At 71.3% G+C, this 26,466-nt stretch carries 20 protein-coding genes; 9 read left to right on the top strand and 11 right to left on the bottom strand.

Going from position 1 to position 26,466, the window contains the following annotated elements:
- The first annotated feature begins 121 nt into the window (after positions 1–121).
- Both carB and greA read left to right on the top strand, forming a co-directional pair.
- The gene (gene carB, locus EDD54_RS19535) at positions 122–3,625 is read left to right on the top strand and encodes a carbamoyl-phosphate synthase large subunit (protein ID WP_126538952.1); all 3,504 of its coding nucleotides are present in this window, start codon (positions 122–124) and stop codon (positions 3,623–3,625) included.
- A 157-nt stretch (positions 3,626–3,782) separates the two neighbouring features.
- The gene (greA, locus tag EDD54_RS19530; RefSeq protein WP_126538954.1) at positions 3,783–4,256 is read left to right on the top strand and encodes a transcription elongation factor GreA; all 474 of its coding nucleotides are present in this window, start codon (positions 3,783–3,785) and stop codon (positions 4,254–4,256) included.
- A gap of 72 nt (positions 4,257–4,328) precedes the next feature.
- Here the strand turns inward: greA and EDD54_RS19525 are convergent, their stop codons facing one another.
- Positions 4,329–5,078: a glycosyltransferase gene (locus EDD54_RS19525; RefSeq protein ID WP_126538956.1), complete on the bottom strand. Its 750-nt coding sequence runs from the start codon at positions 5,076–5,078 to the stop codon at positions 4,329–4,331.
- A 101-nt stretch (positions 5,079–5,179) separates the two neighbouring features.
- On the opposite strand from EDD54_RS19525, the gene EDD54_RS23115 reads away from it, so the two are divergent.
- The gene (locus tag EDD54_RS23115; RefSeq protein ID WP_281010206.1) at positions 5,180–6,004 is read left to right on the top strand and encodes a glycosyltransferase family 2 protein; all 825 of its coding nucleotides are present in this window, start codon (positions 5,180–5,182) and stop codon (positions 6,002–6,004) included.
- Here the strand turns inward: EDD54_RS23115 and EDD54_RS19515 are convergent.
- Positions 5,949–7,085: a glycosyltransferase family 4 protein gene (locus EDD54_RS19515; RefSeq protein WP_126538958.1), complete on the bottom strand. Its 1,137-nt coding sequence runs from the start codon at positions 7,083–7,085 to the stop codon at positions 5,949–5,951. The genes EDD54_RS23115 and EDD54_RS19515 overlap by 56 nt on opposite strands.
- An 86-nt stretch (positions 7,086–7,171) precedes the next feature.
- Here EDD54_RS19515 and EDD54_RS19510 point away from each other — a divergent pair, with 86 nt between their 5' ends.
- Complete coding sequence (locus EDD54_RS19510; RefSeq protein ID WP_126538960.1) at positions 7,172–8,311, top strand: glycosyltransferase family 4 protein; 1,140 nt, start codon at positions 7,172–7,174, stop codon at positions 8,309–8,311.
- A complete protein-coding gene (locus EDD54_RS19505; RefSeq protein ID WP_126538962.1) occupies positions 8,308–9,309 on the top strand; it encodes a mitochondrial fission ELM1 family protein in 1,002 nt (333 codons plus the stop codon). The genes EDD54_RS19510 and EDD54_RS19505 overlap by 4 nt, the downstream gene beginning before the upstream one ends.
- Here the strand turns inward: EDD54_RS19505 and EDD54_RS19500 are convergent.
- The gene (locus tag EDD54_RS19500; RefSeq protein WP_126538964.1) at positions 9,278–9,745 is read right to left on the bottom strand and encodes an Lrp/AsnC family transcriptional regulator; all 468 of its coding nucleotides are present in this window, start codon (positions 9,743–9,745) and stop codon (positions 9,278–9,280) included. The two genes, EDD54_RS19505 and EDD54_RS19500, sit on opposite strands and share 32 nt — an antisense overlap.
- Before the next feature lie 307 nt (positions 9,746–10,052).
- Between EDD54_RS19500 and trxB the strand changes: the two genes are divergently transcribed.
- Positions 10,053–11,018, top strand: coding sequence for a thioredoxin-disulfide reductase (trxB, locus tag EDD54_RS19495; protein WP_126538966.1), 966 nt, complete (start codon positions 10,053–10,055; stop codon positions 11,016–11,018).
- A 126-nt stretch (positions 11,019–11,144) separates the two neighbouring features.
- Positions 11,145–12,035 carry a LysR family transcriptional regulator gene (locus tag EDD54_RS19490; RefSeq protein WP_126541810.1) on the top strand — a complete coding sequence of 297 codons (891 nt, stop codon included), beginning with the start codon at positions 11,145–11,147 and terminating at the stop codon, positions 12,033–12,035.
- A gap of 635 nt (positions 12,036–12,670) precedes the next feature.
- Here EDD54_RS19490 and EDD54_RS19485 read toward each other — a convergent pair.
- Together EDD54_RS19485 and msrP are read right to left on the bottom strand one after the other, a co-directional pair.
- On the bottom strand, positions 12,671–13,540 hold the full coding sequence (locus EDD54_RS19485; RefSeq protein WP_126538968.1) for a hypothetical protein: 870 nt from the start codon (positions 13,538–13,540) through the stop codon (positions 12,671–12,673).
- 205 nt (positions 13,541–13,745) lie between these two features.
- A complete protein-coding gene (msrP, locus tag EDD54_RS19480; RefSeq protein ID WP_126538970.1) occupies positions 13,746–14,708 on the bottom strand; it encodes a protein-methionine-sulfoxide reductase catalytic subunit MsrP in 963 nt (320 codons plus the stop codon).
- A gap of 400 nt (positions 14,709–15,108) precedes the next feature.
- Between msrP and EDD54_RS19475 the strand changes: the two genes are divergently transcribed.
- Together EDD54_RS19475 and EDD54_RS19470 are read left to right on the top strand one after the other, a co-directional pair.
- Positions 15,109–16,032: a hypothetical protein gene (locus tag EDD54_RS19475; RefSeq protein ID WP_208112236.1), complete on the top strand. Its 924-nt coding sequence runs from the start codon at positions 15,109–15,111 to the stop codon at positions 16,030–16,032.
- A gap of 1,155 nt (positions 16,033–17,187) precedes the next feature.
- The gene (locus tag EDD54_RS19470; RefSeq protein ID WP_126538974.1) at positions 17,188–17,493 is read left to right on the top strand and encodes a GIY-YIG nuclease family protein; all 306 of its coding nucleotides are present in this window, start codon (positions 17,188–17,190) and stop codon (positions 17,491–17,493) included.
- Positions 17,494–17,751: 258 nt separating this feature from the next.
- Here EDD54_RS19470 and EDD54_RS19465 read toward each other — a convergent pair whose 3' ends face one another.
- From EDD54_RS19465 to EDD54_RS19440, 6 genes are all read right to left on the bottom strand, one after another.
- Positions 17,752–18,981, bottom strand: coding sequence for a hypothetical protein (locus EDD54_RS19465; RefSeq protein WP_126538976.1), 1,230 nt, complete (start codon positions 18,979–18,981; stop codon positions 17,752–17,754).
- Positions 18,978–21,674, bottom strand: a complete 2,697-nt coding sequence (gene uvrB, locus EDD54_RS19460; RefSeq protein WP_126538978.1) for an excinuclease ABC subunit UvrB — start codon at positions 21,672–21,674, stop codon at positions 18,978–18,980. Before uvrB ends, EDD54_RS19465 begins: the two co-directional genes overlap by 4 nt.
- A gap of 216 nt (positions 21,675–21,890) precedes the next feature.
- Entirely contained in the window at positions 21,891–22,580 is a 690-nt protein-coding gene (locus tag EDD54_RS19455) for an SH3 domain-containing protein (RefSeq protein WP_126538981.1), read from the bottom strand.
- A 245-nt stretch (positions 22,581–22,825) separates the two neighbouring features.
- Positions 22,826–24,406 carry a copper resistance CopC/CopD family protein gene (locus tag EDD54_RS19450; protein WP_126538983.1) on the bottom strand — a complete coding sequence of 527 codons (1,581 nt, stop codon included), beginning with the start codon at positions 24,404–24,406 and terminating at the stop codon, positions 22,826–22,828.
- A 419-nt stretch (positions 24,407–24,825) separates the two neighbouring features.
- Positions 24,826–25,359, bottom strand: coding sequence for a YcnI family copper-binding membrane protein (locus tag EDD54_RS19445; protein ID WP_126538985.1), 534 nt, complete (start codon positions 25,357–25,359; stop codon positions 24,826–24,828).
- Positions 25,360–25,564: 205 nt separating this feature from the next.
- A complete protein-coding gene (locus tag EDD54_RS19440) occupies positions 25,565–25,936 on the bottom strand; it encodes a DUF2946 family protein (RefSeq protein ID WP_133674044.1) in 372 nt (123 codons plus the stop codon).
- Between the last annotated feature and the right edge of the window lie 530 nt (positions 25,937–26,466).

Below are 26,466 nucleotides of genomic sequence, written 5' to 3'. Positions count from 1 at the left end.
GGTTTGCGGGGCGGGACTTTTCCTCTATAAGCCGCGCGACCCGAGTTCCCGAGACTCCGAGATCTCCCCAGCTCCGGCGGCGCCCTCCCGCCCGCCGGTCGCGCCCGGACACGAGTGAGCGATGCCCAGACGCACCGACATCGACGCCATCCTGATCATCGGCGCCGGCCCCATCGTGATCGGCCAGGCCTGCGAGTTCGACTATTCCGGCACGCAGGCCTGCAAGGCGCTGAAAGCCGAGGGCTACCGCATCGTCCTCGTCAACTCCAATCCGGCCACCATCATGACGGATCCGGAGCTGGCGGACGCCACCTACATCGAGCCGATCACGCCCGAGATCGTGGCGAAGATCATCGAGCGCGAGCGCGGCCTCCATCCGGACGAGAAGCTCGTCCTGCTGCCGACCATGGGCGGCCAGACCGCGCTCAACTGCGCCCTCAGCCTGAAGCGCATGGGCGTGCTCGACAAGCACGGCGTCGAGATGATCGGCGCCACCGCCGAGGCGATCGACAAGGCCGAGGACCGCGAGCTGTTCCGCGAGGCGATGACCCGGATCGGTCTCGCGACGCCGAAGGCCGCCTTCGTCAACACCTCCGCGCTGAAGCAGAAGTTCCGGGCCGAGTACGAGGGTCGCCGGACCGCGATCGAGGCCCAGGGCCTCGAGGGCGCCGCGCTCGCCAAGGCGCTCGCCGCCTTCGAGGGCGAATGGGACGCCGGCGAGAGCCTGAGACGCCAGGAATACCGGCTGTCGGCGCAGACGCAGGCGCTCGAGGCCGCCAAGGTCACCGGCCTGCCGGCGATCGTGCGGCCGTCCTTCACCATGGGCGGCCTCGGCGGCGGCATCGCCTACACCATCGAGGACCTCAACGAGATCGTCCTGTCCGGTGTCGAGGCGTCGCCGACCAACGAGGTCCTGGTCGAGGAGAGCGTCCTCGGCTGGAAGGAATTCGAGATGGAGGTCGTCCGCGATCGCGACGACAACTGCATCATCGTCTGCTCGATCGAGAACCTCGATCCGATGGGCGTCCACACCGGCGATTCGATCACGGTCGCGCCGGCGCTGACGCTGACGGACAAGGAATACCAGATCATGCGCGACGCCTCGTGCGCGGTGCTGCGCGAGATCGGCGTCGAGACCGGCGGCTCCAACGTCCAGTTCGCGGTCAACCCGAAGGACGGTCGGCTGATCGTCATCGAGATGAACCCGCGCGTGTCGCGCTCGTCCGCGCTCGCCTCCAAGGCGACCGGTTTCCCGATCGCCAAGGTCGCGGCACGGCTCGCGGTCGGCTACACGCTCGACGAACTCGCCAACGACATCACCGGCGGCGCCACCCCGGCGGCCTTCGAGCCGACGATCGACTACGTCGTCACGAAGATCCCGCGCTTCGCCTTCGAGAAGTTCCCCGGCGCCGAGCCGACGCTGACCACCTCGATGAAGTCGGTCGGCGAGGTGATGGCGATCGGCCGCACCTTCCAGGAATCGCTGCAGAAGGCGCTGCGCGGCCTCGAGACCGGCCTGACCGGACTCAACGAGATCGAGATCGCCGGCGCCGGCCAGGGCGACGACAAGAACGCCGTGCGCGCCGCCCTCGGCACGCCGACGCCGGACCGGCTGCGCCACGTCGCCCAGGCGATGCGGCTCGGCTTCTCGGTCGAGGACGTCCACGCCATCTCCAAGATCGATCCCTGGTTCCTGAAGGAGATCGAGGCCATCGTCGCCACCGAGGCGAAGATCCGCGCGAACGGCCTGCCGACCACGGCCGGCTGGCTGCGCCGGCTGAAGGCGATGGGCTTCTCCGACGCCCGCCTCGCCGAACTCGCCCGCACCACCGAGGCCGACGTCGCGGCCCGGCGCAGGGCGCTCGGGGTGCACCCGGTCTACAAGCGCATCGACACCTGCGCCGCCGAGTTCGCCTCGCCGACCGCCTACATGTACTCGACCTACGAGACGCCCTTCGCCGGCGCCCTCGCCGACGAGGCGCGGCCGTCCGACAAGCGCAAGGTCGTCATCCTCGGCGGCGGCCCGAACCGGATCGGTCAGGGCATCGAGTTCGACTACTGCTGCTGCCACGCCTGCTTCGCGCTCGCCGACGCCGGCTTCGAGACCATCATGGTCAACTGCAACCCGGAGACCGTGTCGACCGACTACGACACCTCCGACCGGCTCTACTTCGAGCCGCTGACCGCCGAGGACGTGCTCGAGATCCTGCGCGTCGAGCAGGAGAACGGCACGCTGCACGGCGTGATCGTGCAGTTCGGCGGCCAGACCCCGCTGAAGCTCGCCGACGCCCTCGAGCGCGCCGGCATCCCGATCCTCGGCACCTCGGTCGACGCCATCGACCTCGCCGAGGACCGCGACCGCTTCAAGCGCCTGCTCGACAAGCTGCAGCTGAAGCAGCCGAAGAACGGCATCGCCTACTCGATCGAGCAGGCCCGGCTCGTGGCGATGGAGCTCGGCTTCCCGCTCGTCGTGCGGCCGTCCTACGTGCTCGGCGGGCGCGCCATGGCGATCATCCGCGACGAGGCCGGCTTCGACGCCTACCTCTCGGCGACCCTGCCGGCCCTGGTGCCCGCCGACGTCAAGGCGCAGTACCCGAACGATAAGACCGGCCAGATCAACATGGTGCTGGGCAAGAGCCCGCTCCTGTTCGACCGCTACCTGACCGACGCCACCGAGGTCGACGTCGACGCGCTCTGCGACGGCCGCGACGTCTTCGTCGCCGGCGTGATGGAGCACATCGAGGAGGCCGGCATCCATTCCGGCGACAGCGCCTGTTCGCTGCCGGTGCACTCGCTGTCGCCCGAGACGGTCGCCGAACTCGAGCGCCAGACCGCGGCGATGGCACGGGCGCTGAAGGTCGGCGGCCTGATGAACGTCCAGTACGCCATCAAGGACGGCGAGGTCTTCGTCCTCGAGGTCAATCCGCGCGCTTCGCGCACGGTGCCCTTCGTCGCCAAGACCGTCGGCATCCCGGTCGCCAAGATCGCGGCCCGGATCATGGCCGGCGAGAGCCTCGCCTCCTTCGGCCTCGAGCCGAAGCAACTCGACCACATCGCGGTCAAGGAGGCGGTGTTCCCGTTCGCCCGCTTCCCCGGCGTCGACACCGTGCTCGGCCCGGAGATGCGCTCGACCGGCGAGGTGATGGGCCTCTCGACCACCTTCCCGGTCGCCTTCGCCAAGTCGCAGCTCGGCGGCGGCACCAAGGTGCCGACCGGCGGCACGGTGTTCGTCTCGGTGCGCGAGGACGACAAGGTACGCATCGTCGACGCGGTGCGCCGGCTGGTCGGGCTCGGCTTCAAGGTGGTCGCCACCTCCGGGACCCAGCGCTACCTGGTCGAGCACGGCGTGCCGGCCGAGCGGATCAACAAGGTGCTGGAGGGTCGGCCGCACATCGTCGACGCCATCCGCAACGGCGAGATCCAGCTGGTGTTCAACACCACGGACGGGCGGCAGGCGATGCGGGACTCCTCGTCCCTTCGCAGGGCCGCCCTCTTGCAGAAAGTCCCGTATTATACGACGCTCGCCGGAGCGGTCGCCGCGGCGCGCGGCATCGAGGCATGGGCCTCGGGTGTTCGCGACGTGCGGCCGCTCCAGGCCTACTTCGACATGGCCGAGCGGGCGTGACCGGTTCCGGGTCCGGAACCGGGCGCGATCGAACGCGTTCCGCCGCGGGCCGCGGCCGGATGGGAGCCGGCGCGGCGCGGTGGTCTTGAACACGATGGGTGTGCCCGGCGTTTCGGAACGTCGGGCGCCTTGATTTTTGGGAAAGGTTCTTCGTCCGATGGAAAAGATCCCGATGACGGCCGGCGGCTACGCTGATCTCGAGCGTGAGCTGCACCGCCGCAAGGCCGAGGAGCGGCCCCGGATCATCGCTGCCATCTCCGAGGCGCGCGCGCACGGCGACTTGTCCGAGAACGCCGAATACCATGCCGCCAAGGAGGCCCAGAGCCACAACGAGGGCCGCATCTCCGAGCTCGAGGACATGATCGGCCGTGCCGAGATCATCGACGTCTCCAAGCTCTCCGGCAAGACGATCAAGTTCGGTGCCACGGTGAAGCTCGTCGACGAGGACACCGAGGAGGAGAAGGTCTACCAGATCGTCGGCGACGCCGAGGCCGACGTGAAGGCCGGCCGCATCTCGATCTCCTCGCCGATCGCCCGCGCCCTGATCGGCAAGACCGTCGGCGACAGCGTCGAGGTCGCGGCCCCGGGCGGCGCGCGTGCCTACGAGATCCTCGAGGTCGCCTTCCGCTGACCGTGGACGACCCGGACGGGGCGGCGTCGCGCCGCCCCGCCGCACGGCCCCGACGCGCCGGCGCGTCCGGGTTCAAGCCCCGCCGAACCGGCGCTTCAGCCGCTTCCACCGCTTCCGCAACGACCGCGCCAGCCGCTCGCCGAGCGTGCGGGCCTTGCGGGGCTTGGTGGGATCGTCGACGTGGCGGTCGTCGCCGATGTGGCGGCAGGCGGGCACCGCGAGGTTGGCGATGCGGAAGCCGCGCTGCTTGAAGGCGTAGGAGACGTCCTCCTCGCCACCGAGCCGGTCGAACGGACCGATCGCGCGCGCGTCGGCGAGCCGGCGCAGGCCCGGGTTGAACGAGTGGCTGAAGTATTCCGGGTGCCGGGTCGGATCGAGCGCGAAGTGGCGGACGCCGGCGATCGTCTCCTCCGGCATGTCGCGGATCAGCGGGTTGAGTTCGGACCGCGGCCGGAGGCCGATCATGCTGTAGTCGGCCCGCGCCTCCAGCAGCGCCGCCGATTCCGCCACGAAGCCCGAGCGCTCGAACAGCCAGTCGTCCTCCGTGTGGAATACGTAGGGCGCCGACAGCATGGCGTAGGCCTTGTCGATCGATGCCATCTGGCCGAGCCGGCGCGGATTGACCACCACCTCGAACGGACCGTCGAGGCCGGAGAGCGCGGCGTGGACGCCGGCGTCGCCGGAATCCTCGATCACCAGGATCCGGCGCGGCGCCACGTCGAGATGGGCAATCAGCGACTCCAGGCTTTCGCGCAAGAGATCGAAGCGGCCGCAGCTGGTGACCACCACCTCGAAATCGACTGACGGGCTCGGCGACGGCATGACGGCACTCGGCGTTGACAGGCGGGCGCGCTCCCCATAGCACGCCGATCGGGGGATGCGGACGCTTTCTGCCGCCCGGCCCAGCCCTGCGGAGCGCACAGGTGAGCGACCAGACGACCGACCGGACCACCGGCGCCGCGGCGACGCCGCCGCTGTCCTGCTACATCCGCACCAAGAACGAAGCCGGGCGCATCGGGGAGGTCGTGCGCGCCGCCCTCGCCTGCGCCGACGAAGTCGTGGTGGTCGACAGCGGCTCGACCGACGACACCGTGGCGCTCGCCGAGGCGGCCGGAGCGCGGGTGGTGTCGGTGCCCTGGCGCGGCAACGGCGGCCAGAAGCGCGCCGGCGAGGAGCTCTGCCGCAACGACTGGCTGCTCGACCTCGACGCCGACGAAATCGTCTCCGACGAGCTCGCCGCCGAGATCCGTGCCCTGTTCGCCGCGGGCCCGCCGGCGCGGCCGGTCTACGAGCTGACCCTGGTCACCGTGCCGCCCACCGGCGAGGTGTGGTCGACCTTCGTGCTGGCGCATCGCCGCAAGCTCTACGACCGCCGCGTCGTCCGCATGCCCGACCATCCCGCCTGGGATCAGCTCGAACTCGGCCGTGGCGCCGCGGTCGGCCGCCTCGGCGGGCCCGTCTACCACCACTCCTTCCGCGACTTCGAGCACGTCGTCGCCAAGCTCAACCGGATCAGCACGGTCCGCGCCCGCGAGACCCGACCGCGCAGTCGCGCCGAACTCGCCGCGCGCGTGCTGTTCGCCCTGCCGTTCTATTTCCTGAAGCACCTGGTGCAGCGCCAGCTCTGGCGCGCCGGTGTCTACGGCGTCGCCCTCGCCGGCATCTCGGCCTTCGGCCGCTGGCTGCGCGACGTCAAGATGTACGAGGCGCTGCGGATGGCCGATCCGCCCGGGCCGCGGCGTCGCTGAGAAAGCGCCCGATCAGCGCGGGCCAGAGATGGCCCTCCGCCTTCACCCGTGCCGCCGCGCCCATCCGCGCCGCCAGGGCCGGATCGCCGAGCAGATCGCCGATCGCGGCCGCGACCGCCGCCGCGTCGGAGCCGTCGACGAGGCGCCCGGTGACGCCGTCCTCGACCGCGTCGGCGGCACCGCCCGCCACACCGCCGACGGCCGGCAGGCCGGCCAGCCCGGCCTCGACGAACACCAGCCCGAATCCCTCCTCCGACGCCCCGACCGTGCGGTTCGGCATCGCGAACAGATCGGCGCCGCGGTAGAGCGCGGTCTTGAGCCCGTCGCCGATGCGCCCGGCGAACACGACGCGCTCGCCGAGCCCGGCCTCCGCGGCGAGCCGCTCGAGGCGCGCCCCGTCCTCGCCGCCGCCGGCCACCACGTAGCGGAGGTCCGGGAAGCGTCCCGCCAGTCGGGCGACGGCCGCGATGGTGACGTCGATGCCCTTGCGCGGTTCGAGCCGGGCCACCGTGAGGATCCGCGGTCCGGCCCCGCCCCACAGCGCCGCCGCGGCCGCTACGTCCGCTGCGTCCGGCTCCACCGTCGGTTCGATCGGCAGTGCCCTGACCTCGAGCCGAGGGTCGTCGCCGAGGAGTGCCGCGACGCGCCGCGCGGTGAAGCGCGAGTTGGCGAGGATGCGGGTCGTCCGGCCGAGCGCCGCGACGATGCGTCGGCGCTTGCGCGGGCCCGGGGCGGCGGGATACTCCGAACCATGCGCGAAACAAATCATCTCGGAGGACCGCGGCCGGCCGAGCAGCGCGGCGGTCTCGACGCTCTTCCAGCTGTCGGCGTAGACGGCGCCGACGGTGCCCGTCGCCAGCAGGCGACGGAGCCGCCAGGCCTTCAGCAGCCGGCGCAGCGGCCGCGGACCGGCGAAACGCTCGACCGCGAACGCGCCGGCGCGATCGACCTCACCCGGCCGACCGTCGGCGAGCACCACCACGGTCTCGCCCGCCGCCGCGAGTTCGCGGGCGAGGCCGCCCATCAGGCCCTCGATGCCGCCGACCGCTGGCGGAAAGCACTGTGTGACGACGACCAGCACGCGGCGTCTCTCCCGCCCCGACAGGGGGCGGCGCGACCCTACACCGGCGCCGTCCGTGCCGCCATGCGGGCGTGCGGGGGCCGGCCGTGACGCCACGTGTCCTCCAGCTCCTGCCCGCGCTCGGTGACGGCGGCGTCGAACGCAGCACCGTCGAGATGGCCGACCATCTCGCCGACCTCGGCGCGCCCGGACTCGTCGCGAGCGCCGGCGGCGACCTCGTCGCCGAACTCGCCCGCAGCGGTACCCGCCACGTCACCCTGCCGGTCGGCGCCAAGAATCCGCTGACCGCCCTCGGCGCCGCGGTCCGGCTCGCCCGCGTGATCGACGAAGCGGCCGTCGACGTCCTGCACGCCCGCAGCCGGATGCCGGCCTGGGTGGCGCTCGCCGCCCGCCGGCTGTCGCGGCGCCGGCCGGCGTTCGTCTCGACCTTCCACGGCGTCTACGGCCACCGCGGCGCCCTCAAGCGCGCCTACAACGCCGGCATGCTGCGCGGTCCGCTGGTGATCGCCAACTCCGGCTTCATCCGCGACCACCTCGTCTCCGTCTACGGCGTCGCGCCCGAACGCATCGTGGTCGCCCCGCGCGGCATCGACCCCGCTCGCTTCGATCCCGCCCACCACGGCGACGCCGCCCGGGCGGCGCTGCGCAAGGTACTCGGCGTGCCCGAGGGTGCCGCGATGCTGGTGCTGGTCGGCCGGCTCAGCCGGTGGAAAGGGCACATGACGCTGGTGCGGGCGCTCGCCGCCCTCCGCACGACGCGGTCGTGGCGCGCCGTCTTCGTCGGCGGCGAGACCAGCGGCGCGCTCCGCGGCGAGCTGACCGCCGCGGCGGCCGAACACGGCATCGCCGAGCGCATCGTCTTCGCCGGCAGCCGCCGCGACGTGCCGGCGATCCTCGCCACCGCCGACCTCGCCTTCTCGGTCTCCACCGAACCCGAGGCCTTCGGCCGTGCCGCCATCGAAGCCTCCGCGATGGCGCGACCGGTGATCGCCGCCGCCCACGGCGGCAGCCTCGAGACCGTGCTGCCCGGCCGGACCGGCTGGCTGGTGCCGCCGGGCGATCCCGAGGCGCTCGCCGCCGCCGTCGACGAGGCGCTCGCCGATCCCGCCCGCGCCGCCGCGCTCGGCGCCGCCGGCCGCGCCTTCGTGCTCGCCGAGTTCACCACCAGACGCACCGTCGAGCGCGAGGCCGCGGTCTACCGCCGCCTGACGGAGCCGGCGCGGTGACCGCGCCGGCGGTGCCACGCAGCCTCTGGATCCTCACCGACGGCAAGGCAGGCGACGTCGGCCCGCTCGCCGGTGTCGCCGAGGCGCTCGGGATCGCGCCGGAGCTGCGCACCGTTCGGCCGACCGGCCTTTGCGCCCTCCTCGCGCCGCATGGCCCGATCCCGGCCCGCGATCGGCCGGACTGGCCGGGCAGCCCGCTCGCCCCGCCCTTCCCGGACGTCTGCCTCGCCACCGGCCGACGCGCCGTGCCCTACGCCCGCGCCCTGAAGCGCGCCGCGCCGGACTGCCTCGTCGTGGTGTTCAAGGATCCGCGCACCCGCCGCCACGGCGCCGACCTCCTGGTGGTGCAGGCGCACGACGCCCCGCGCGGGCCGGACGTCGTCGTCACCGTCACGGCGCCGCACCGCTTCTCGGCGGCGCGGATCGCGGCGCTCCGTGCGGATCCGCCCGCCGACCTCGCCGGCCTGCCGCGCCCGCGCGTCGCCGTGCTCGTCGGCGGCGACAGCCGCCACCACCGCTTCGACGCCGCCGCGACCGCCGCCCTCGTCGGCGGCCTCGCCGCGCTCGCCGACGGCGGCGCCGGTCTGATGATCACGACGTCGCGGCGGACGCCGCCGGCCCTCGTCGCGGCGCTGACGGAGCTTTCGGCCCGGCCCGGCGTGCGGCTGTGGACCGGCGGCCCGGACAATCCGCTGCCGGCCTATCTGGCGCTCGCCGACTCGGTGGTCGTCACCGCCGATTCCACCAACATGGTCGGCGAGGCCGCCGCCACCGGCGCGCCGCTGCACGTGTTCCGCCCGCCCGGCGGCCATCCGCGGATCGACCGCTTCCTCGCGGCGCTCGGCAGGGTCGCGACGTTGCGGCCGTTCCCCGGTCCGCTCGGCGGCGCGTCCTATCCGCCGGTCGACGCCACGCCCGCGATGGCCGAGGCCATCCGGGCGCGCTTCGCGGCGCTACGGATGGGTCTCACGGGATCGGCACCACCGGCTCGTTCTTGACCTGGCGCAGCGTCAGGCTGGTGCGCACGGCGCCGACATTCGGCGCCTTGGTCAGTTCCTCGATCACGAAGGCCTGGAAGGTCTTGAGGTCGGGCGCGACGCATTTCAGGATGAAGTCGACGTCGCCGGACAGCATCCAGCACTCGCGCACGATCGGCCAAGAGCGCACGCGCTCCTCGAAGGCGACGAGGTCGGCCTCGGCCTGGGAGGCGAGCCCGACCATGGCGAACATGGTGATGTCCCAGCCCACCATCTTCTCGTCGAGCAACGCCCGGTAGCCGGTGATGACGCCGGCTTCCTCGAGCGCCCGGACCCGGCGCAGGCACGGCGGCGCCGAAATGCCGACCCGGCGGGCCAGCTCGACGTTGGTCATGCGCCCGTCGCTCTGGAGTTCCTTCAGGATCTTCCAGTCGATGGCGTCGAGGCGGACTTTCAACGGTGTCTCCGGCGGATCTGCCGCGCGATCCCGTCGGCGCGCGGACGGCGCCGCCCGCGGGGGCGGACGCCGGCCAACCTACACGCTTCCCACGGATTCGCGAAAGGATCTTGCGCGCCGGGTGCTCGCCCTCGTCGGCGGGGCGGCCGGAGTCGATCATTTTCGCGAGAGAATTGCTGTGGAGCGCCGGAACCGTCGGCCGTGCCGACCGGGACCTCCCTTGAAAGCCCCGCGCGCGACACCTACCCTGACGGTCTGCCCACGGCGCCGCCCGCGCGCCCGCTTCCAGTCGAGAGGTTTCCGCGCGATGGCGCACCACCGGTCCAAGGTCCTGATCGTCGGCTCCGGTCCGGCGGGCTACACCGCCGCGATCTACGCCGCCCGCGCCATGCTGGAGCCGATCCTGGTCTCCGGTCTGCAGCAGGGCGGCCAGCTGACGATCACCACCGACGTCGAGAACTACCCGGGCTTCGCCGAGCCGATCCAGGGCCCCTGGCTGATGGACCAGATGCGCGCCCAGGCCGAGCACATGGGCACGCGCCTCGTCGCCGACCACGTCGTCAAGGCCGAGATCGCCGGCGGCGGACCGTTCCGCCTCGTCGGCGACAGCGGCGACACCTATGCCGGCGACGCGCTGATCGTCGCCACCGGTGCCCAGGCGCGCTGGCTCGGCCTGCCCTCGGAGGAGACCTTCAAGGGGTTCGGCGTCTCGGCCTGCGCCACCTGCGACGGCTTCTTCTACCGTGGCAAGCACGTACTGGTCGTCGGCGGCGGCAACACCGCGGTCGAGGAGGCGCTCTATCTCACCCACCACGCCGCCAAGGTGACGCTGATCCACCGCCGCGACCACTTCCGCGCCGAGCGGGTGATGCAGCAGCGCCTGTTCGACAACCCGAAGATCGAGGTGATCTGGAACACCGCGCTCGACGAGGTGCTCGGCACCCGCGGCTTCCCGCCGTCGGTCAACGGTGCGCGGCTCCGCAACGTCGCCACCGGCGCGACGAGCGAGATCGCCGTCGACGGCATCTTCGTCGCGATCGGCCACGCTCCCGCCGTGGAATTGTTCAAGGATCAGCTGCGCCTGAAGCCGTCGGGCTACCTCTGGACCGAGCCGGGCAGCACCCGGACGTCGGTTCCGGGCGTCTTCGCCGCCGGCGACGTCGCCGACGAGGTGTTCCGGCAGGCGGTCACCGCCGCCGGCATGGGCTGCATGGCCGCGCTCGAGGCCGAGCGCTGGCTGGCCGAGACCGCCTTCCGCGAGGCGGCCGAATGACGACGCGTCCGTGACGCCCCCGGGGAACGGGGCGTCGCGGACCGGGGACGACGCGGGATTCGCGGGCAGAGCGCGGTAGACGGGGACGGAAAGCACGGCCCCGCACCGCGAGAGGGGGCGCCGATGATGGACTGGGACAAGCTCAGGATCTTCCACGCCGCGGCTCGGGCGGGCAGTTTCACCCACGCCGGCGACGTGCTGTCGATGAGCCAGTCCGCCGTCAGCCGGCAGGTCGGCGCGCTGGAACAGGACCTCGGCGTGCCGCTGTTCCACCGGCACGCCCGCGGCCTGATCCTCACCGAACAGGGCGAACTGCTCTACCGGGCCGCCCACGACGTGCTGATGAAGCTCGAGGACGTCCAGAGCCGGCTGACCGACAGCCGCGAGCGCCCCTCGGGCTCGCTGCGCGTAACCACCACGGTCGGCCTCGGTTCGACCTGGCTGACCTCGCGCATGCACGAGTTCATCGACCTCTATCCCGAGGTGCAGCTGCAGCTGATCCTCGACGACGTCGAGCTCGACCTCGCCATGCGTCAGGCCGACGTCGCGATCCGGCTGCGCCAGCCGACGCAGCCGGACCTGATCCAGCGCAAGCTGTTCACCGTCCATTTCCACCTCTACGCCTCGCCGCACTACGTCAAGCGCTTCGGCTCGCCGCGCACGATCGAGGAGCTCGAGGGCCATCGCATCGTCACCTTCGGCGCGGCGGCGCCGGCCTATCTGCGCGACATGAACTGGCTGGAGAGCGCCGGCCGGGCCTACGACAATCCCCGCGTGCCGGTGCTCCGGGTCAACAACATCGTCGCGATCAAACGCGCGGTGCAGCGCGGCATCGGCATCGCCCTCCTGCCCGACTACCTGATCGAGACCGACAGCGGGCTGGCGCAGCTGATCCCGGAGGTCGACCTGCCCTCCTTCGACACCTATTTCGTCTATCCCGACGAACTCCGGAACAGCGCCCGCGTCCACGCCTTCCGCGACTTCCTCGTCTCCAAGGCACAGCGCTGGAGCTTCTGAGGGCGGGCGAAGGTCATGCTAGCACGGGGTGGTGTGCCCGGGGACGGACGCGCCCTCGCCCGCGCATCCTTTCCTGCACCCGTGCCGGACCATTCCGACGTCGCCGGCGGCTGCCACCGCAATGGCGGACGCGAAGCGGACGAACGTCCGCGACCCGCCCTCGAGATTGTCCATGAGCGCTCCGCCATGACGGTGCGTCGGCGGAATGGTCGGCGTTCGCCGCTAGAGCAAGCGACGCCACGCCGTTGCCGCGCCGCGCGCATCGCGCCCGCGGCTGCCTTCGCGATCGCAAAATCGGTTGCCATCGTATCGGGCCGCGCGAGCATCCCATTCTGCCGCGCGAGCCCGCGGAAAACCGCCAAGCCCGAATTGTCGGCACCCGACCGCGAAACTGCATAGCTGACATGCAACCTGCCTGCTTGTTTCGCAGGCGCGAAGGGCTCATATCCTCTCTCAGCTGATGACGACGTTCGGACCGCTACTTCCTCCCGGTGGTCCGGGCTTTCAGCTGTTCCCCTCTGGAAGGTGCGCGCCGTCCCTGCGGCGCGCTCCCCCAAACTGAACAAGCCGGGCCCTCGTGCCCGGCTTTTTTTTGCCCGGACGGCAGGGGACGGGAGTCGTGCCGTTCGGACGTTCTAGGCCGCGGGAGGCCCAGCGAGCACCGCGCCGGCTTCTTCCCAGGCGGCCCGGAGTTCCCCGTCGCCCGGAAGACGGTCCATGCCGGCGCGGAAGACGGTGCGCGCCTTGCCCGGCGAAGCATGGCGCAGGAAGTGCCGGCCGAGCGCGAGGGCGATCTCGCGCGCGTCGCGCGGCGGGAAATGGGCGATCTCGCGCAGCAGCAGATGATAGGCGAGCATCGGGCGCCGGAGGATCGAATGGCGGACGATCGACAGCGTCCTCTGGCCCGGCAGCCGACGCCGGACCTGCGCCAGCCGCCGCAGCCCCTCGACGTCGCCATGCCGGGCAAGATCGACGACGGCCCCGAACACCTCCGTCGCCGCGAACGGCCGGATCACCTCGTGGCCGACGTTGGGCACGGTGACCCGCCGCAGCCACGGCGCCACCGCCGCGAGTTCGTCGACCTCGCGCGCGTCGAAGTCGACGCCGGGATCGTAGATGCACATGGCGACGTCCGGCACCTCGTCGGCCATGACCGCGACGTCGCGCCGGGGGACCTCTCCGCGGTAGTCCTCCCGCAGCACCCGGTCCCGCATCGGAACCGTCGCGTTCGGGCAGTAGGCGAGGCCGATCGGTGCGCCGAGCGCCCGGCCGTATTTCAGCGCCGCGAAGCCGCCCATCGACGAGCCGATCGCGAGGGTGGCGCCGTGCCCGGCGGCGATCGGCGCGGCGGCTGCGAGCGCCGCCGCCATGTCGGCGCGCGGGAACCAGGTCGGCCCCTTGGCGACGAAACCGAGCGCAGCGTAGCCGAGCTTCTCGGCCGGCGCCCGGCCCCAGAAGTGGCCGTCGCCGACGATGGTCCCCTTCGGGGAGAAGATCCCCAGCATGAGGTCCTCCCGCCCGGGAAGATGGAGAACCTGCACGTCCGGTCCGTCGTGGACCACCCGGACCGCCCGACCACCGCCCACCCACATCGCCGCCACCCGCGAGAACACCGAGCCGGCGTCCCATCGGGCCGGCCGATCCGTTCATACGCGGCGCGCGCGGTTCCGACGAGTGGGGACTTCGCGAAGTCCCCGTCGGAGGCGAGCGTCACATGTAGAGCGCCTCCTTGCCCAGGTCCTTGTAGAGGTCCGCGACCTGCTCGGCGTAGCCGTTGAACAGCAGCGTCGGCACGCGTTCGCCGGTGTGCAGCACGCGCTCGCTCGCCTGGCTCCAGCGCGGGTGCGGCACCTCCGGGTTGACGTTGGCCCAAAAGCCGTATTCCGACGCCTGCAGCTGCTCCCAGAACGACACCGGTCGCTCCTCGACGAAGGTCACCTTGACGATCGACTTGATGCTCTTGAAGCCGTATTTCCACGGCGTCGCCAGCCGGAGCGGCGCGCCCATGACGTTGGGCAGCGGCTTGCCGTAGGCGCCCATCACCATGAAGGCGAGGTCGTTGGTCGCCTCGGCCATGGTCAGGCCCTCGACATAGGGCCAGGGATACCAGAACTGGCCGAAGCCGGCGCCGACGTCGGCGTCCTGGAAGGTCTCGAAGCGGACGTATTTCGCCGCCGCCGTGGGCTTGGCCCAGGCCACCAGCGCCGCCAGCGGGAAGCCGGTCCACGGCACCGTCATCGACCACGCCTCGACGCAGCGGTGGCGGTAGAGCCGCTCCTCCACCGGCATCGCCTTGATCAGGTCGTCGACGTCGACCGTCTTCTCGGCCTCGACCAGCCCGCCGACCGTCACCGTCCACGGCCGCGGCTTCAGCGCCCGCGCCGCGCCCGCGACGTCCTTGGACGAGCCGAATTCGTAGAAGTTGTTGTAGGTCGTGTTGGCCTCCTCCGGCGTCATGTCTCGGTCGAGCACGAAGGCCGGGTTGCGCTTGGCCGGGAACAGCCCGTCGATCGGCGTCGCCGCCCGGGCCGACCGCACGCCGAAACCGGCCGTCGCCGCCAGCCCCGCCCCGAGACCCATCGCCGCCAGCACCGCGCGCCGGTTCAGGAACACGCCCTCGGGCGTCGCCTCGCGCTCGGGGATCGCCCAGGCCGGGCGCCGCAGGATGTTCATGCCGTCCTCCTCGTCGAAACCATCCGGCCGTCCACGGCCTCGCACCTGATACGCGGGAGGGTAGGCGGGCGTTACACGGCGGCAAGTCACGAGGGGGTGATGGGGGGGGGGAAGGCAGTAGGGCTTCGGCAGTCGGCAGTCGGGCCTCGGGGCCGCCGGCGGGCGCGAGGGGGTGGAGGCGGGCGGCGGGCGGCCGCATTGTCATTTCCGGACGTATCCGGCAGGATGTGCGCGTTGACACGATCGATTGCCGGCGCGCCTTCGCGGGCGTGCCGACCATGATTTCAGCGCGACCGCCACCGCGGCCGCGTGCCGTCGGCCGTTTCGCGACCGCGTCCTCCCGCCCGGGCGGACCGTAAGCCATCGGGTCGACCCAAGCCCCCGGCTCAGGAGCTTTGTCATGACGTACCGCTTGCCGCTCGCCGCCCTGCTCGCCGCCGCCATCGCCGCGCCGGCCGCCGCCGCCACCTCCGGCGCCGGCCTCGACGTCGCCGTCGCCCAGATCGACGCCGGCCGCCTCGTGGTCTCCGGCAAGGCCGCCACACCCGGCCTGACCATCCGCATCGTCGGCACCGCCTACAGCACCAAGGCCGCCGCCGACGGCAGCTTCCGCTTCACCCTCGCCTACCGGCCCGCCACCTGCAAGCTGGCGCTCTCGACCGCCGAGGGCACGCTCAACCTGTTCCTCGGCAAGTGCGGCCCGACCGGTCCGAAGGGACCCAAGGGCGACACCGGCCCCGCCGGCGCCAAGGGCGACACCGGTCCGGCCGGTGCGGCCGGCCCCGCCGGGCCCGCCGGCGCCAAGGGCGCGAAGGGCGACACCGGGGCCGCCGGGCCGGCCGGTGCCAAGGGCGACACCGGTGCCGCCGGTCCCACCGGCCCGACCGGCGCCACCGGCCCGCAGGGCCCGAGCGGCATCCTCGACACCTGGACCGTCGCCGGCTTGCCGAAGGACACCGGCCGCGGCGGCTACACCTTCGGCTTCTCGCCGGGCTTCGTGTCGATCCCCGTCACCAGCGCCAAGCAACGCATCTTCGCCACCGCCAGCATGTCGGCGCGCGCCCTCTCCGGCCAGTGGGGCGTCGACTGGGGCATCTGCTGGCGCGACCAGGCCGACGGCGTGCTGCACACCGACTTCGCCTATTACACCTTCGGCTGGTTCGGCTACGCCTCCCAGAACAATTCGCTGTCGATCAACACCATCCTCGAACTCGCCCCCGGCACCACCTACGACGTCGGCCCCTGCATCGCCGTCGAGCAGGAGGGCAAGATCGACTTCAACGCCGGCGCCCATGCGTCGCTGATGTCGTTCGAGGTGCGGTGATCGGGGGGGAGGCAGTCGGCAGCAGGCAGTCGGGCTTCGGCAGTCGGGCTTCGGGGTGGCCGCGGTCGCGCGTACCCCGGGGGCCGGTCGTCGGGGCCCGGGGCCCGTGTCGTTCGGAGCCGGTGCCCGAGTGCGCCCGCGGGGCGCCGGTGGGCGGGTGTCGGCGGGCGGGCGTCGGCGGATCCGGATGCGGCGGGCGGGTGCCGATGCGGGACCGGCGTCGATCGCACGGCCGCGGCGGTCCGGCCGCGGCGGTCCTCCGGCGTCGGCGCGAGGGCGGGGACGCGGTCGCGACCGGTGGGAGAACGGCGCCGGGTCCGCGGGCGCTCGGGGACACGGAAGCGCCCACGGCTCCGCGCGGCGGCGGCCGGCGGAGGGGACGAGGCGCCCGGGGCGTCGCCGCCGACGACGCACGGACGGGCGCCGATCGACGGGGGAGAAGGAGGGTGTCCGTTCCCGCCCGACGGGCGGCCGCGACGCCCCGGACGCGGAGGCTTCGGCTTATACGTGGATTGCCCCCAGGATTTACTGGTCTTTTCGGCTCCAGCCGGCACCGCGCGCCTCCCGCGATGCCTGCCCGTAGTCCAACGGGCCGGGCGCCCACGCTTTCGTCCCGCCCGGGGCAGCGGATGTTCACGCCGCACCCCCGGGTCTCCGCTCCCCCGCCCGCGTCCGTGAACGACCGGAACGCCCTCGTGACGGGCGGGGATGGGGGGAGTTTAAGGGCGGGGGACGGGGGCGGGGACAGGATTTCGGGGAGGGGCTGCGCGGCCCAGGCGCGAAAGGTGGCGCGCGGGTGTTTCGTGGATGGTCCGCCTGCGCGGACCAAGCCGGGTGGAGAGGTTCGTGCCTCGAGGCCCGCCGCCCCGTTGCCTTCCCTCCCCTGATCCGACTTGGTCCGCGGAGGCGGACCATCCACGAGAGTCGCACGCGGAAGCGACCGTGCGGAGAGCGGGGACCGCCGCGCCTAGGGCAGGGCCGTGGATGGTCCGCCTGCGCGGACCAAGCCGGGTGGAGAGGTTCCGCCCATCGACTGCCACCGCTCCGTCGCCACCCCTCCCCCGAAGCCGATTTGGTCCGCGCAGGCGGACCATCCACGAAAGTCTCCGGCCTCGACCCTTGCAACCATGACGGCGCTGTCGCACCCTGCACGTCATGAAGTCGGGCACCGTCTACATCGTGACCAACCGGCCCAACGGCATCCTCTACACCGGGGTGACGAGCGACCTCGTCGGCCGCATCTTCGAGCATCGCGAAGGCCTGATCGACGGCTTCACCAAGCGCTACGGCTGCACGCGGCTGGTCTGGTACGAGGACCACGAGGAGATCGGCGACGCCATCTGGCGGGAGCGCCGGATCAAGACGTGGAACCGCGCCTGGAAGGTGAGACTGATCTTGGGATTGAACCCGGAGTGGCGGGATTTGTATGCGGAAGTGGCAGGGATGGTGGAAGGCAGGTGAGCGAGCGCGGGATAGCCTGCGGGAGGCCGAAGGTGGGATTGGACTGCGATGGGCGGTCGACAACGGCGGCACCCGAGCGAACCCGACACCTCCCCTCGCCCACGGCCGCGACCGACTTGGTCCGCGAAGGCGGACCATCCACGAAACTCGCGGGCGGAGACGGTTGAACGGAAGGCGATGACCGGCGCGTACGGCAGTGCCGTGGATGGTCCGCCTGCGCGGACCAAGCCGGCGAGAGGCCTCGGCAATTGAACACTGCTATGCTTTTATAGCTGTAAGAAGCCCTGCATACCCACCGAACTGACGTCGATCTTGGTAACCTCCCTTGTGTCCAAATAAACATAGAAGGAAAATTTCAATAAGCCACATAGATACACTCCACGCGCAAAACAAAATTCTTGTATCAACGTCTCCTGGAATAGAGTGAACAATCTGGTTGCGAATAAAGACAATCACCTGAAAAGAGTCGAAGTTCTTTTCTTTTTCCAAATGTCGCAGTTTTTCATGCAACTTAAAATCTGAGCCGAGCCCCAGAAATCCAAAAGTTGCCCGAATCTTGTCATCCAAATTGCTTCTGGATACTAGATTTCTACTCCACCCAGCCTTTAATGAAAGTACTGTATTTGAAAGAAGCTCCAACGCAGAGATCGCAGAAACATACGCCACCTCTTGCGAATTCGATCGAATAACTGAAGAAACTCTGTAGAATTCAATTATCTTAATAAGATCCAAGCCGAATAAAGCATGCGCCTCTCGATACCCCTTGTATATATTCTGAATCTCGCTCCGCAGCGCGTAATGAAACCAGTTTCTAAGCACCTTGTCGCGATCACCTCCAAATATTCCAACCTCAAAATGCACCAATTGACCTTCGTTTTCAGAATAAAGAGATTCAAATGCTATACGTCGCGCATGCACAAAGCAATAGAACCACCTCAACAAATGAAACTCTTTCCGGGCAGTTTCAACAGAAAACACTTCTCCTGATTTATCTGCTAAAGTACAAAAATGCGAAGGCTCAAATCCCCACTGCCCCTTATGCAGTGAATGTTCCCACTTCTCGAAACTAAATTCCTTTCCATTGAACTCAAGGACAGATGCAATTTCGTCCGCTGAAAAAACTAAGCTCTTCCATTTATTCGCCCTATCTACCTGCATCAGAATAGAAGGAGCTCTAGCGAGCTTTAGAACATATGAAGCACCACCCTCTGACAGGCGAGACTTGACAGCAATCGCCTGAATAATCTCTGGAAATGGCGAAATTTTTATTGATATGGACTCACTGTCGCTCATTTCAAAAAATGAATCCGCATCTCCTTCTGCGAAAATCTCAAACTCTAGAAACGAGTCAATGTAGGCATCACAGAATTCTACACTACTCTTTAGTCCCACAATATCTACATGGCTATTACGAAAAATTCGGAACATCCGCCCGGGCGAAGACTCTTCCTCGACAAGAGACGCGAGGATAGTATCGCTAATTCTCATCGTTTCAGCCCCCGCTTCCTCCCCCCAACCGTCCCCGCGGCTGTGCTCGGGCTCGGCCGCTTCGGCGCCTCGCCCTGCACCGGGACCTCCGTCCGTCCCACCGTCATCTCGTCGAGCGAGTTCTTCCGCACCCGGCTCGGCGGCAGGTTGCCGGCCTTGCCGTATTTCGGCCCGCCGCCGAAGCCGCCTGCCTGGGCTTCCACTTCGCTCTGGCGCGCCAGCGGGTCCTCGGCGACGGCGAGTTCGGTTTCGCGCAGGCGCTTGAGTTCGTCGCGCAGGCGCGCGGCGGTCTCGAATTCGAGGTTGGCGGCGGCCTCCTTCATGCGCTTCTCGAGGTCGGCCATGTGGGCCTTGAGGTTGTGGCCGACCAGCGCGCCCTCCTCGGCGAAGCCGGTGTCGACGCGGACGTGGTCCTGCTCGTAGACCGACTGCAGGATGTCGCCGATCGAGCGGCGGACGCTCTCGGGCGTGATGCCGTGCAGGGTGTTGTAGGCGATCTGCTTCTCGCGCCGGCGCTCGGTCTCGGCCATGGCGCGCTCCATCGAGCCCGTCACGCTGTCGGCGTAGAGGATGACCCGGCCGTCGACGTTGCGGGCGGCGCGGCCGATGGTCTGGATCAGCGAGGTCTCGGAGCGCAGGAAGCCCTCCTTGTCGGCGTCGAGGATGGCGACCAGCGCGCATTCCGGGATGTCGAGGCCCTCGCGCAGGAGGTTGATGCCGACCAGCACGTCGAAGGCGCCGAGGCGCAGGTCGCGCAGGATCTCGATGCGCTCCAGCGTCTCGATGTCGGAGTGCATGTAGCGGACGCGGACGCCGTTCTCGTGGAGATACTCGGTGAGGTCCTCGGCCATGCGCTTGGTCAGCACGGTGACGAGCGTGCGGTAGCCCTTGGCCGCGACCTGGCGGACCTCGCCGAGCAGGTCGTCGACCTGGGTCTTGGCGGGGCGGACGTCGATGACGGGGTCGATCAGGCCGGTCGGGCGGATCACCTGCTCGGCGAAGGTGCCGCCGGACTGCTCCAGTTCCCACGCCGCCGGGGTGGCGGAGACGGCGACGGTGAGCGGGCGCATGGCGTCCCACTCCTCGAAGCGCAGCGGCCGGTTGTCCATGCAGGACGGCAGGCGGAAGCCGTATTCGGCCAGCGTCGCCTTGCGGCGGAAGTCGCCGCGGTACATCGCGCCGATCTGCGGCACGGTGACGTGGCTCTCGTCGATGAACACCAGCGCCTCGTCGGGCAGGTATTCGAACAGCGTCGGCGGCGGCTCGCCCGGCGCGCGGCCGGTGAGGTAGCGCGAATAGTTCTCGATGCCCTGGCAGCTGCCGGTCGCCTCCAGCATCTCGAGGTCGAAGCGGGTGCGCTGCTCCAGGCGCTGGGCCTCGAGCAGGCGGCCGTGGGCGTTGAGCTCCTCGAGGCGGTGGCGCAGTTCCTCCTTGATCGACTTCGAGGCCTGGGCGAGCGTCGGCTTCGGCGTGACGTAGTGCGAGTTGGCGTAGACCTTGACCGACTGCATCGCGGCGGTCTTCTGGCCGGTCAGCGGGTCGAACTCCTCGATCGCCTCGATCTCGTCGCCGAACAGGCTGATCCGCCACGCCCGGTCCTCGAAGTGGGCCGGGAACAGCTCGACCGTGTCGCCGCGGACGCGGAAGGTGCCGCGCACGAAGCCGATGTCCTGGCGCTTGTACTGCAGCGCCACGAGGTCGGCGAGCAGCTGGCGCTGGTCGATGCGGTCGCCGACCGTGATCGCGAAGGTCATCGCGGTGTAGGTCTCGACCGAGCCGATGCCGTAGATGCACGACACCGACGCGACGATGATGACGTCGTCGCGCTCGAGCAGCGCGCGCGTCGCGGCGTGGCGCATGCGGTCGATCTGCTCGTTGATCGAGGATTCCTTCTCGATGTAGGTGTCGGTGCGCGGGACGTAGGCCTCCGGCTGGTAATAGTCGTAGTAGGAGACGAAATACTCGACCGCGTTGTCCGGGAAGAACGACTTGAACTCGCCGTAGAGCTGGGCCGCCAGCGTCTTGTTCGGCGCCAGCACCAGGGCGGGACGGTTGGTGCGCGCGATCACCTGCGCCATCGTGTAGGTCTTGCCGGAGCCGGTGACGCCGAGCAGCACCTGTGTCTTCTCGGCGGATTCGACGCCGGCGACCAGCTCGGCGATCGCAGTCGGCTGGTCGCCCTTCGGCTCGTACTCGGACTTCAGCGCGAAGCGGATGCCGCCCTCGCTCTTCTCCGGCCGCGGCGGCCGGTGCGGCGTCCACGGCTTGCCGTCGCGGAACAGGTCGCGGCCGCCCTGGATCAGCTCCTCCAGCGCCTTGACGGTGGCGGTGACGCCGCCGGTCGGCAGCGCCGCGGCGTCCTCCAGGCTGACCGCCATGCCGGCGACCGGGTTCAGCCCGCCCTTGGCGCGCGCCTTCGGGTCGTTCGACGCGCCCATCGAGGTGCCGCGCGCCGACTTCGCCGGCTTGGTCCTGGCGGCCTTGGCCGAGGCGGGCTCGGGCGGACGGATCCGCGAGCGCGCGCTGTCGGCGCCGACGTCGTCGGCCCCGGCGAGGTCCTTCAGCCAGTCCGACACCGAACCGGCCATCGGAATGCCGTCGAGCGCCGGCTGCGGCGCTTCGCCGAAACCGGACGGGAGATCGTCGCCGGCGCTGTCGGGCCGGCGGGCGGAGGGAGTCTTGCGGGGCGCCATGGCGCCAATGTCGGCCGCCGACCCGCCGAAGGCAAGGGGGCGGAGCGCCGCCGCGCGACGGGTTGCTGACGGGGGATGACAGCAGGCGGAAAAGATCGGGCCGCCCTTCGCCAGTGGCGGCCGGGCGGCCCGATCGGTCGGCCGAAGCGGGAGGGCACCGAAGCCTTCCCGGGATCGGCGGTGGCCGGACGGCGTCGCCGCCGTCCGTGGAGCGCGTCAGTTGTTGCGGCCGCCGCCGGGCTGGAAGAAGCACTTCTGGCCCGAGCTCGGGTCGCAGCCGCCACCGCCGCCGCCCCAGTCGCGCTGCGGACGCTCGTTGCGGCGCGGCGGCTCGCCGCCGCCGACCCAGCCGCCGCCGTCGTTGCGGCGCGGCCGGTCGACGTGGCGGTTCGGCTCGCCGCCCGGCACCCAGCCGCCGTTGTTGCGGCGCGGCGGCGGGTCGTTGCGGCCCGGCTCGCCGCCGGGCACCCAGCCGCCACCACCGCCGCCGTAGATCGGCGGATCGACCCGCGGCCGCGGCGGACGCTGCCACCGCCAGCGATAGTCCGGATACCACGGCTCGTCGCGGTACCAGCGATCCCAATAGCCGAAGCCGAAGGTGATCGACGGCACCCGGTAGATCGGCTGCGAGCGGTAGGACGGACCGTCGTAGAAGATCGACAGGTAGCGCGACGACATCCAGCCGCGCCAGCGGTAGACGCCGACGTCGCACCAGCGGTAGTCGGGCAGACAACCGTAGACCTCGACCTCGCTGCCGCGCGGCACCACCGCGATGCGCGGATAGTCGGTGCTCGGGCCGGCGCGCAGGTTGACGTCGCCGGTGACGAAGCCCTCGGCGGCCTCGGCCGCGGCGGGCACCGCCAGCGTTCCCAGCGCGGCGGCCAACAGGGTGAACAGCTTGCGCATCTTCACAATTCCCTCCCCGGATCCCCGCCTCGCGCGGTCTTCCGGAACCGATCACCATGGAACCACGCCGGCCGTGACGACGCCCTGAACCGGGCGTTCACCTGCCGTTCATCGCCATGGCGACGCCGACGACCAAGGTCGCCGACGAAGATGTCGGGAGTCGGGCGGGCCGGCGCCATCGGCGAAAGGACGTAAGGATCCGTGATCGCTCAACGCGGCGCGCCCCGCCCGCGTTCCCGCCCGCTTCAGGGCGCGAGGTCGAAGCTCGCGTCGAGGCTCTCCTGGTGGAAGTCGTCGATCAGGACGACCAGCCGCAGCGCCCAACGCCCCGGCGCGGGCAGCAGGAGACCGTCGGCGACGAAGCGGCCGTCGCGGCGCACCAGCGCCGCCCGGATCGGGCCGATGCCGGCGCCGGCGTTGGTCGCCTCGATCCGGACCTCGCGCGGATCGAGCGGGCCGAAGTCGCCGGTCATCAACGTCGCCTCGAAGCGGACCGGTCCGGCCCGGCCCGGTGCGATCTCGACGTCGGCCATCACCGGCAGGGTGTGGACGTGGAAGGCGACCGGCGCCGCCTCGGCCGCGGCGAGCGCCCGCGGCGGCGGGGTGAAGCGGAACAGGCCGACGACCGCCAGTACGGCGAGGCCGATCGCGATCTCGGCGGCGACGTTGCGGCGCAGCCGGCGCAGGGCGGCGGGGTCGCCGGCGAGCGCCGGCGCGGTGTGGCGGCGGCGGTTGACCACGGCGATCGCCAGCAGGACCGCCACCAGCACCAGCTTGACCGCGAGCACGCGGCCGTAGCCGGTGGCGACGAGGTCGGCCGGGCCGGTCAGTTGGACCGCGGCGAGCGCGAGCCCGCCGACCGCGAGGCCTGCGACAGCGACCGGCGCGAGCGCGGAGAAGCGGGCGAGCAGGTGCGCGCCGCCGGGACCCGGCGCGCGCAGCGCGGTCCACAGCGGCGGCAGCGCGCCGAGCCAGAGCGCCAGCGCGGCGCCGTGGACGACGAGGGCGGTGCGGGTGACCAGCCGCGGTTCGGCCGCGGCGGCGTGTCCGGTCGCCGCCAGCGCGAGGCCCGAGGCGACCACCGCCGCCACGGCGAGGACGATCGCGGCCCGGCCGCCGATCCGTCCGGCGGCGACGGCGTGCGTCAATGCCACCGCGGCGATCGCGGCGAAGGCGGCGAAGCTGGTGCCGGCCGCGGCGAGCCAGGGATGGCCGGAGGCGAGCAGCGCCACGCCGCCGCCGAGGGCGTCGACGCCGTGGAGACCGAAGGCGAGCGGCAGGGCGGCGAGGCCGGCGAGCGGCAGCACCACGGCCGTCCGCGACCGCCGTCCCGCGGCCGCGGCCCAGAAGGTGGCGCCGACGCCGAAGAACAGGCCGGCGTGCACCACCAGCCGGGCCGCCCACAGCCCGGCGCGCGCGACCGGATCCGACGGATCCTCGCCGGCGGGCGCGACGACGCTTGCGCGTCCGACCGAGTAGAGCACCGTGCCGGCGACCGGATGGCCGTCGCCGGAGGCGACGCGCCAGGACAGCACCCGGGTGCCCTCGCCCCAGAGGTCTGCGGCCTTCAGCACCAGCCGGGTCGAGGCGGCGCCGCTCGCCAGCGGAACCGCCGAACCGCCGTCGGGGCCGTTCAGGTGGGCCGACAGCAGTTCGACCGGCTCGTTGAAGGTCAGCACCAGTTCGTCCGGCGCGGCGGCGAGCATGCCGCCGTCGGCGGGCACGGTCGACAGCAGCACGGCGTGCGCCGCGGCCGGAGCGGTCGCGAGCGCGACGAGCAGCAGGACGGCGGCGGCGAGGCGGTGGAGTTGAAGGGCGAGCGACATGCACGGGGTCCGGTTGGCGGATGCGGCGATCGCGGCGGGCGCGTCGCGATCGCCGGGAGGGCAGGCGTCGCCCGGCGACGGATCGCCGGGCGGGCGAGGTCGAGGCGTCGGCCGCCTCGGTGGGGGCGGACGGCCGCCGGCCGGGAACGGCCGGTGGCGAACGCATCGCTGCTACGACGGCGGGCGGCCGTCGTCGTTGCGCCGCGACAAGCTCCGCCGAGACGCGGCTCGGGCGGGGGAACTCGGGACCGGCGGACACGCGAGCCCTCGACTTTCGGGGGTGCCGAGACGTTCCCGCCCGGGCCCCGCGACGATGGACGACCGTCAGGACGGCGACCGGGGCACCGGCCGCTCGGCCGGCACGCCCCGCCCGCACCGGGGGGCCGACCGGCGGCCGGCCCCCCGGTGCGGACGCGCCGTCAGTGACCGCCCTTGGGGGCGGTGACGGTGAGGGCCGGGGCGGGGGACTCCAGGTCGTCGGCCGACTGGCCGTCCTTCGGCACCTCGATCCAGCGCTCGGCGGCGCCGTCGCACTCCTGCACCACGGGGATGTAGAGCACGGTGCCCGGCGCGATCGTCTTGTCGATCGTGCCGCGGAACACGAACTCGTCGTAGTACGCGTCCGGCAGGTCGCCGGTCCAGGTGATCTCGCGAACGCCCTCGGTCAGCTGGGTGCCGTGGTTGTCGTAGGCCTTGGCGTAGGCGCCCTTGGCGAGGTCCAGCGTCCAGCCGGCCTTCGGCATCGGCTTGACGTTGTAGAGGCCCTCGGGGATCTGCACGCGCAGCTTCAGCGTCGCCTTGCCACCGCAGCCGTGGCCGACGCGGACGACGGCCTTGTAGGTCGAGCCGGCGGCGGCCTCCTTGACCTCGAGGGTGGCGTGGGCCTCGGCGAGGCCGGTGGCACCGACGGCGAGGACGGCGGCGAGGGCGAGGGTACGGGTGATCGTGGTCATGATGGTGTCGTTCCGGTCGTGGGGCTCCGGCGGGCGCCGAACGCGATCGGTCGCCGCGGCGCGGGGCCGTGGTGTGTGACGGTGGGTGTCGGGATGCGGACGGCGGCGACGGAGGTCGGCCGCGGGTCGTCCGAATGCACCACCCGCGCGGGCGGGGCGGGGCGGTCGCGACGGCCCGGCGCGGGGGACGCGGCGGGTGTCGGCGTCAGGCCGGAACGGGTGGTGCGCGCGGAACGGCCGGCCGGCCGCGCGGCGACGGCGGCGGGGCGGCGGCATGCCGGGGCGAGGACGGCGGGACGACGGAGCGTCCGACCGGCACGCGCGCGGCGGCCACCGGCGGAGCCGGAGGCGCGACGGCGGCGGCGCCGGCGCAGAGCACGCAGCAGAGTGCGCGGTGGGCGCCGTCCGAGACCGGGGCGGCGGGCGCGGCGTCGGCTGCGCCGGCGCAGAGCACGTGCAGCCCGGCGTCGTCCGGCACCGCGGCCGCGACCACCGGCACGAGCGACTGCAGCACGATCGCCCAGACCAGGACGATCGTCGCCCACACCCTCGCCACCCTGCCCGCCGTCGGCGTCATCCGCCCCTCCGATCGGCGCGGACCATAATCCGGAGCGGCGGGGTCCACAATGCGGTGGTACCGCCTACGGGAAGGGGCGCGTCGACCGGGAGTCGGCGCGACGTCCGGCCCGGCGTCGGGCGCGCGGAAGCGACGCTCCCCGGGGCTCACGCGCCGACCCTCCCGCGAGGGGAGGGTCAGAAGTTGGAACCGGCGCGGCGACTGCTATTGCCTTCCCCTCTTGGGCAGGGGCCGAGGTCGGGCCTGACGGCGCGGCGCCATTACCCTCCCCCTCGCGGGGAGGGTCGACGGCCGGAGGCCGGCGGGGCGGGGTGGCATCCACCGCCGCGACGTCCTTCCCGGCGCCGAGCGTGCGGAAGCGACCCTCCCCGGCGCTACGCGCCGCCCCTCCCACGAAGGGAGGGTCAGAAAGTGGAACCGGCACCATAAACGCGACTACCCTCCCCCTCGTGGGGAGGGTCGACGGCCGGAGGCCGGCGGGGTGGGGTGGCATCTACCGCCCCGACGTCCTTCCCGGCGTCGAGCGTGCG

This window comes from Oharaeibacter diazotrophicus (assembly GCF_004362745.1).
Taxonomy (GTDB): Bacteria; Pseudomonadota; Alphaproteobacteria; order Rhizobiales; family Pleomorphomonadaceae; genus Oharaeibacter; species Oharaeibacter diazotrophicus.
This window is presented reverse-complemented; position numbering and strand designations above follow the sequence as displayed.

Coding starts and splice junctions, on each gene's coding strand:
- uvrB (WP_126538978.1), bottom strand. CDS start 21,674: ATGGCGCCCCGCAAGACTCCCTCCGCCCGCCGGCCCGACAGCGCCGGC.
- EDD54_RS19455 (WP_126538981.1), bottom strand. CDS start 22,580: ATGCGCAAGCTGTTCACCCTGTTGGCCGCCGCGCTGGGAACGCTGGCG.
- EDD54_RS19485 (WP_126538968.1), bottom strand. CDS start 13,540: ATGCTGGGGATCTTCTCCCCGAAGGGGACCATCGTCGGCGACGGCCAC.
- EDD54_RS19445 (WP_126538985.1), bottom strand. CDS start 25,359: ATGACCACGATCACCCGTACCCTCGCCCTCGCCGCCGTCCTCGCCGTC.
- EDD54_RS19465 (WP_126538976.1), bottom strand. CDS start 18,981: ATGAGAATTAGCGATACTATCCTCGCGTCTCTTGTCGAGGAAGAGTCT.
- greA (WP_126538954.1), top strand. CDS start 3,783: ATGGAAAAGATCCCGATGACGGCCGGCGGCTACGCTGATCTCGAGCGT.
- EDD54_RS19525 (WP_126538956.1), bottom strand. CDS start 5,078: ATGCCGTCGCCGAGCCCGTCAGTCGATTTCGAGGTGGTGGTCACCAGC.
- EDD54_RS19490 (WP_126541810.1), top strand. CDS start 11,145: ATGGACTGGGACAAGCTCAGGATCTTCCACGCCGCGGCTCGGGCGGGC.
- carB (WP_126538952.1), top strand. CDS start 122: ATGCCCAGACGCACCGACATCGACGCCATCCTGATCATCGGCGCCGGC.
- trxB (WP_126538966.1), top strand. CDS start 10,053: ATGGCGCACCACCGGTCCAAGGTCCTGATCGTCGGCTCCGGTCCGGCG.
- EDD54_RS19450 (WP_126538983.1), bottom strand. CDS start 24,406: ATGTCGCTCGCCCTTCAACTCCACCGCCTCGCCGCCGCCGTCCTGCTG.
- EDD54_RS19440 (WP_133674044.1), bottom strand. CDS start 25,936: ATGACGCCGACGGCGGGCAGGGTGGCGAGGGTGTGGGCGACGATCGTC.
- EDD54_RS19470 (WP_126538974.1), top strand. CDS start 17,188: ATGAAGTCGGGCACCGTCTACATCGTGACCAACCGGCCCAACGGCATC.
- EDD54_RS19475 (WP_208112236.1), top strand. CDS start 15,109: ATGACGTACCGCTTGCCGCTCGCCGCCCTGCTCGCCGCCGCCATCGCC.
- msrP (WP_126538970.1), bottom strand. CDS start 14,708: ATGAACATCCTGCGGCGCCCGGCCTGGGCGATCCCCGAGCGCGAGGCG.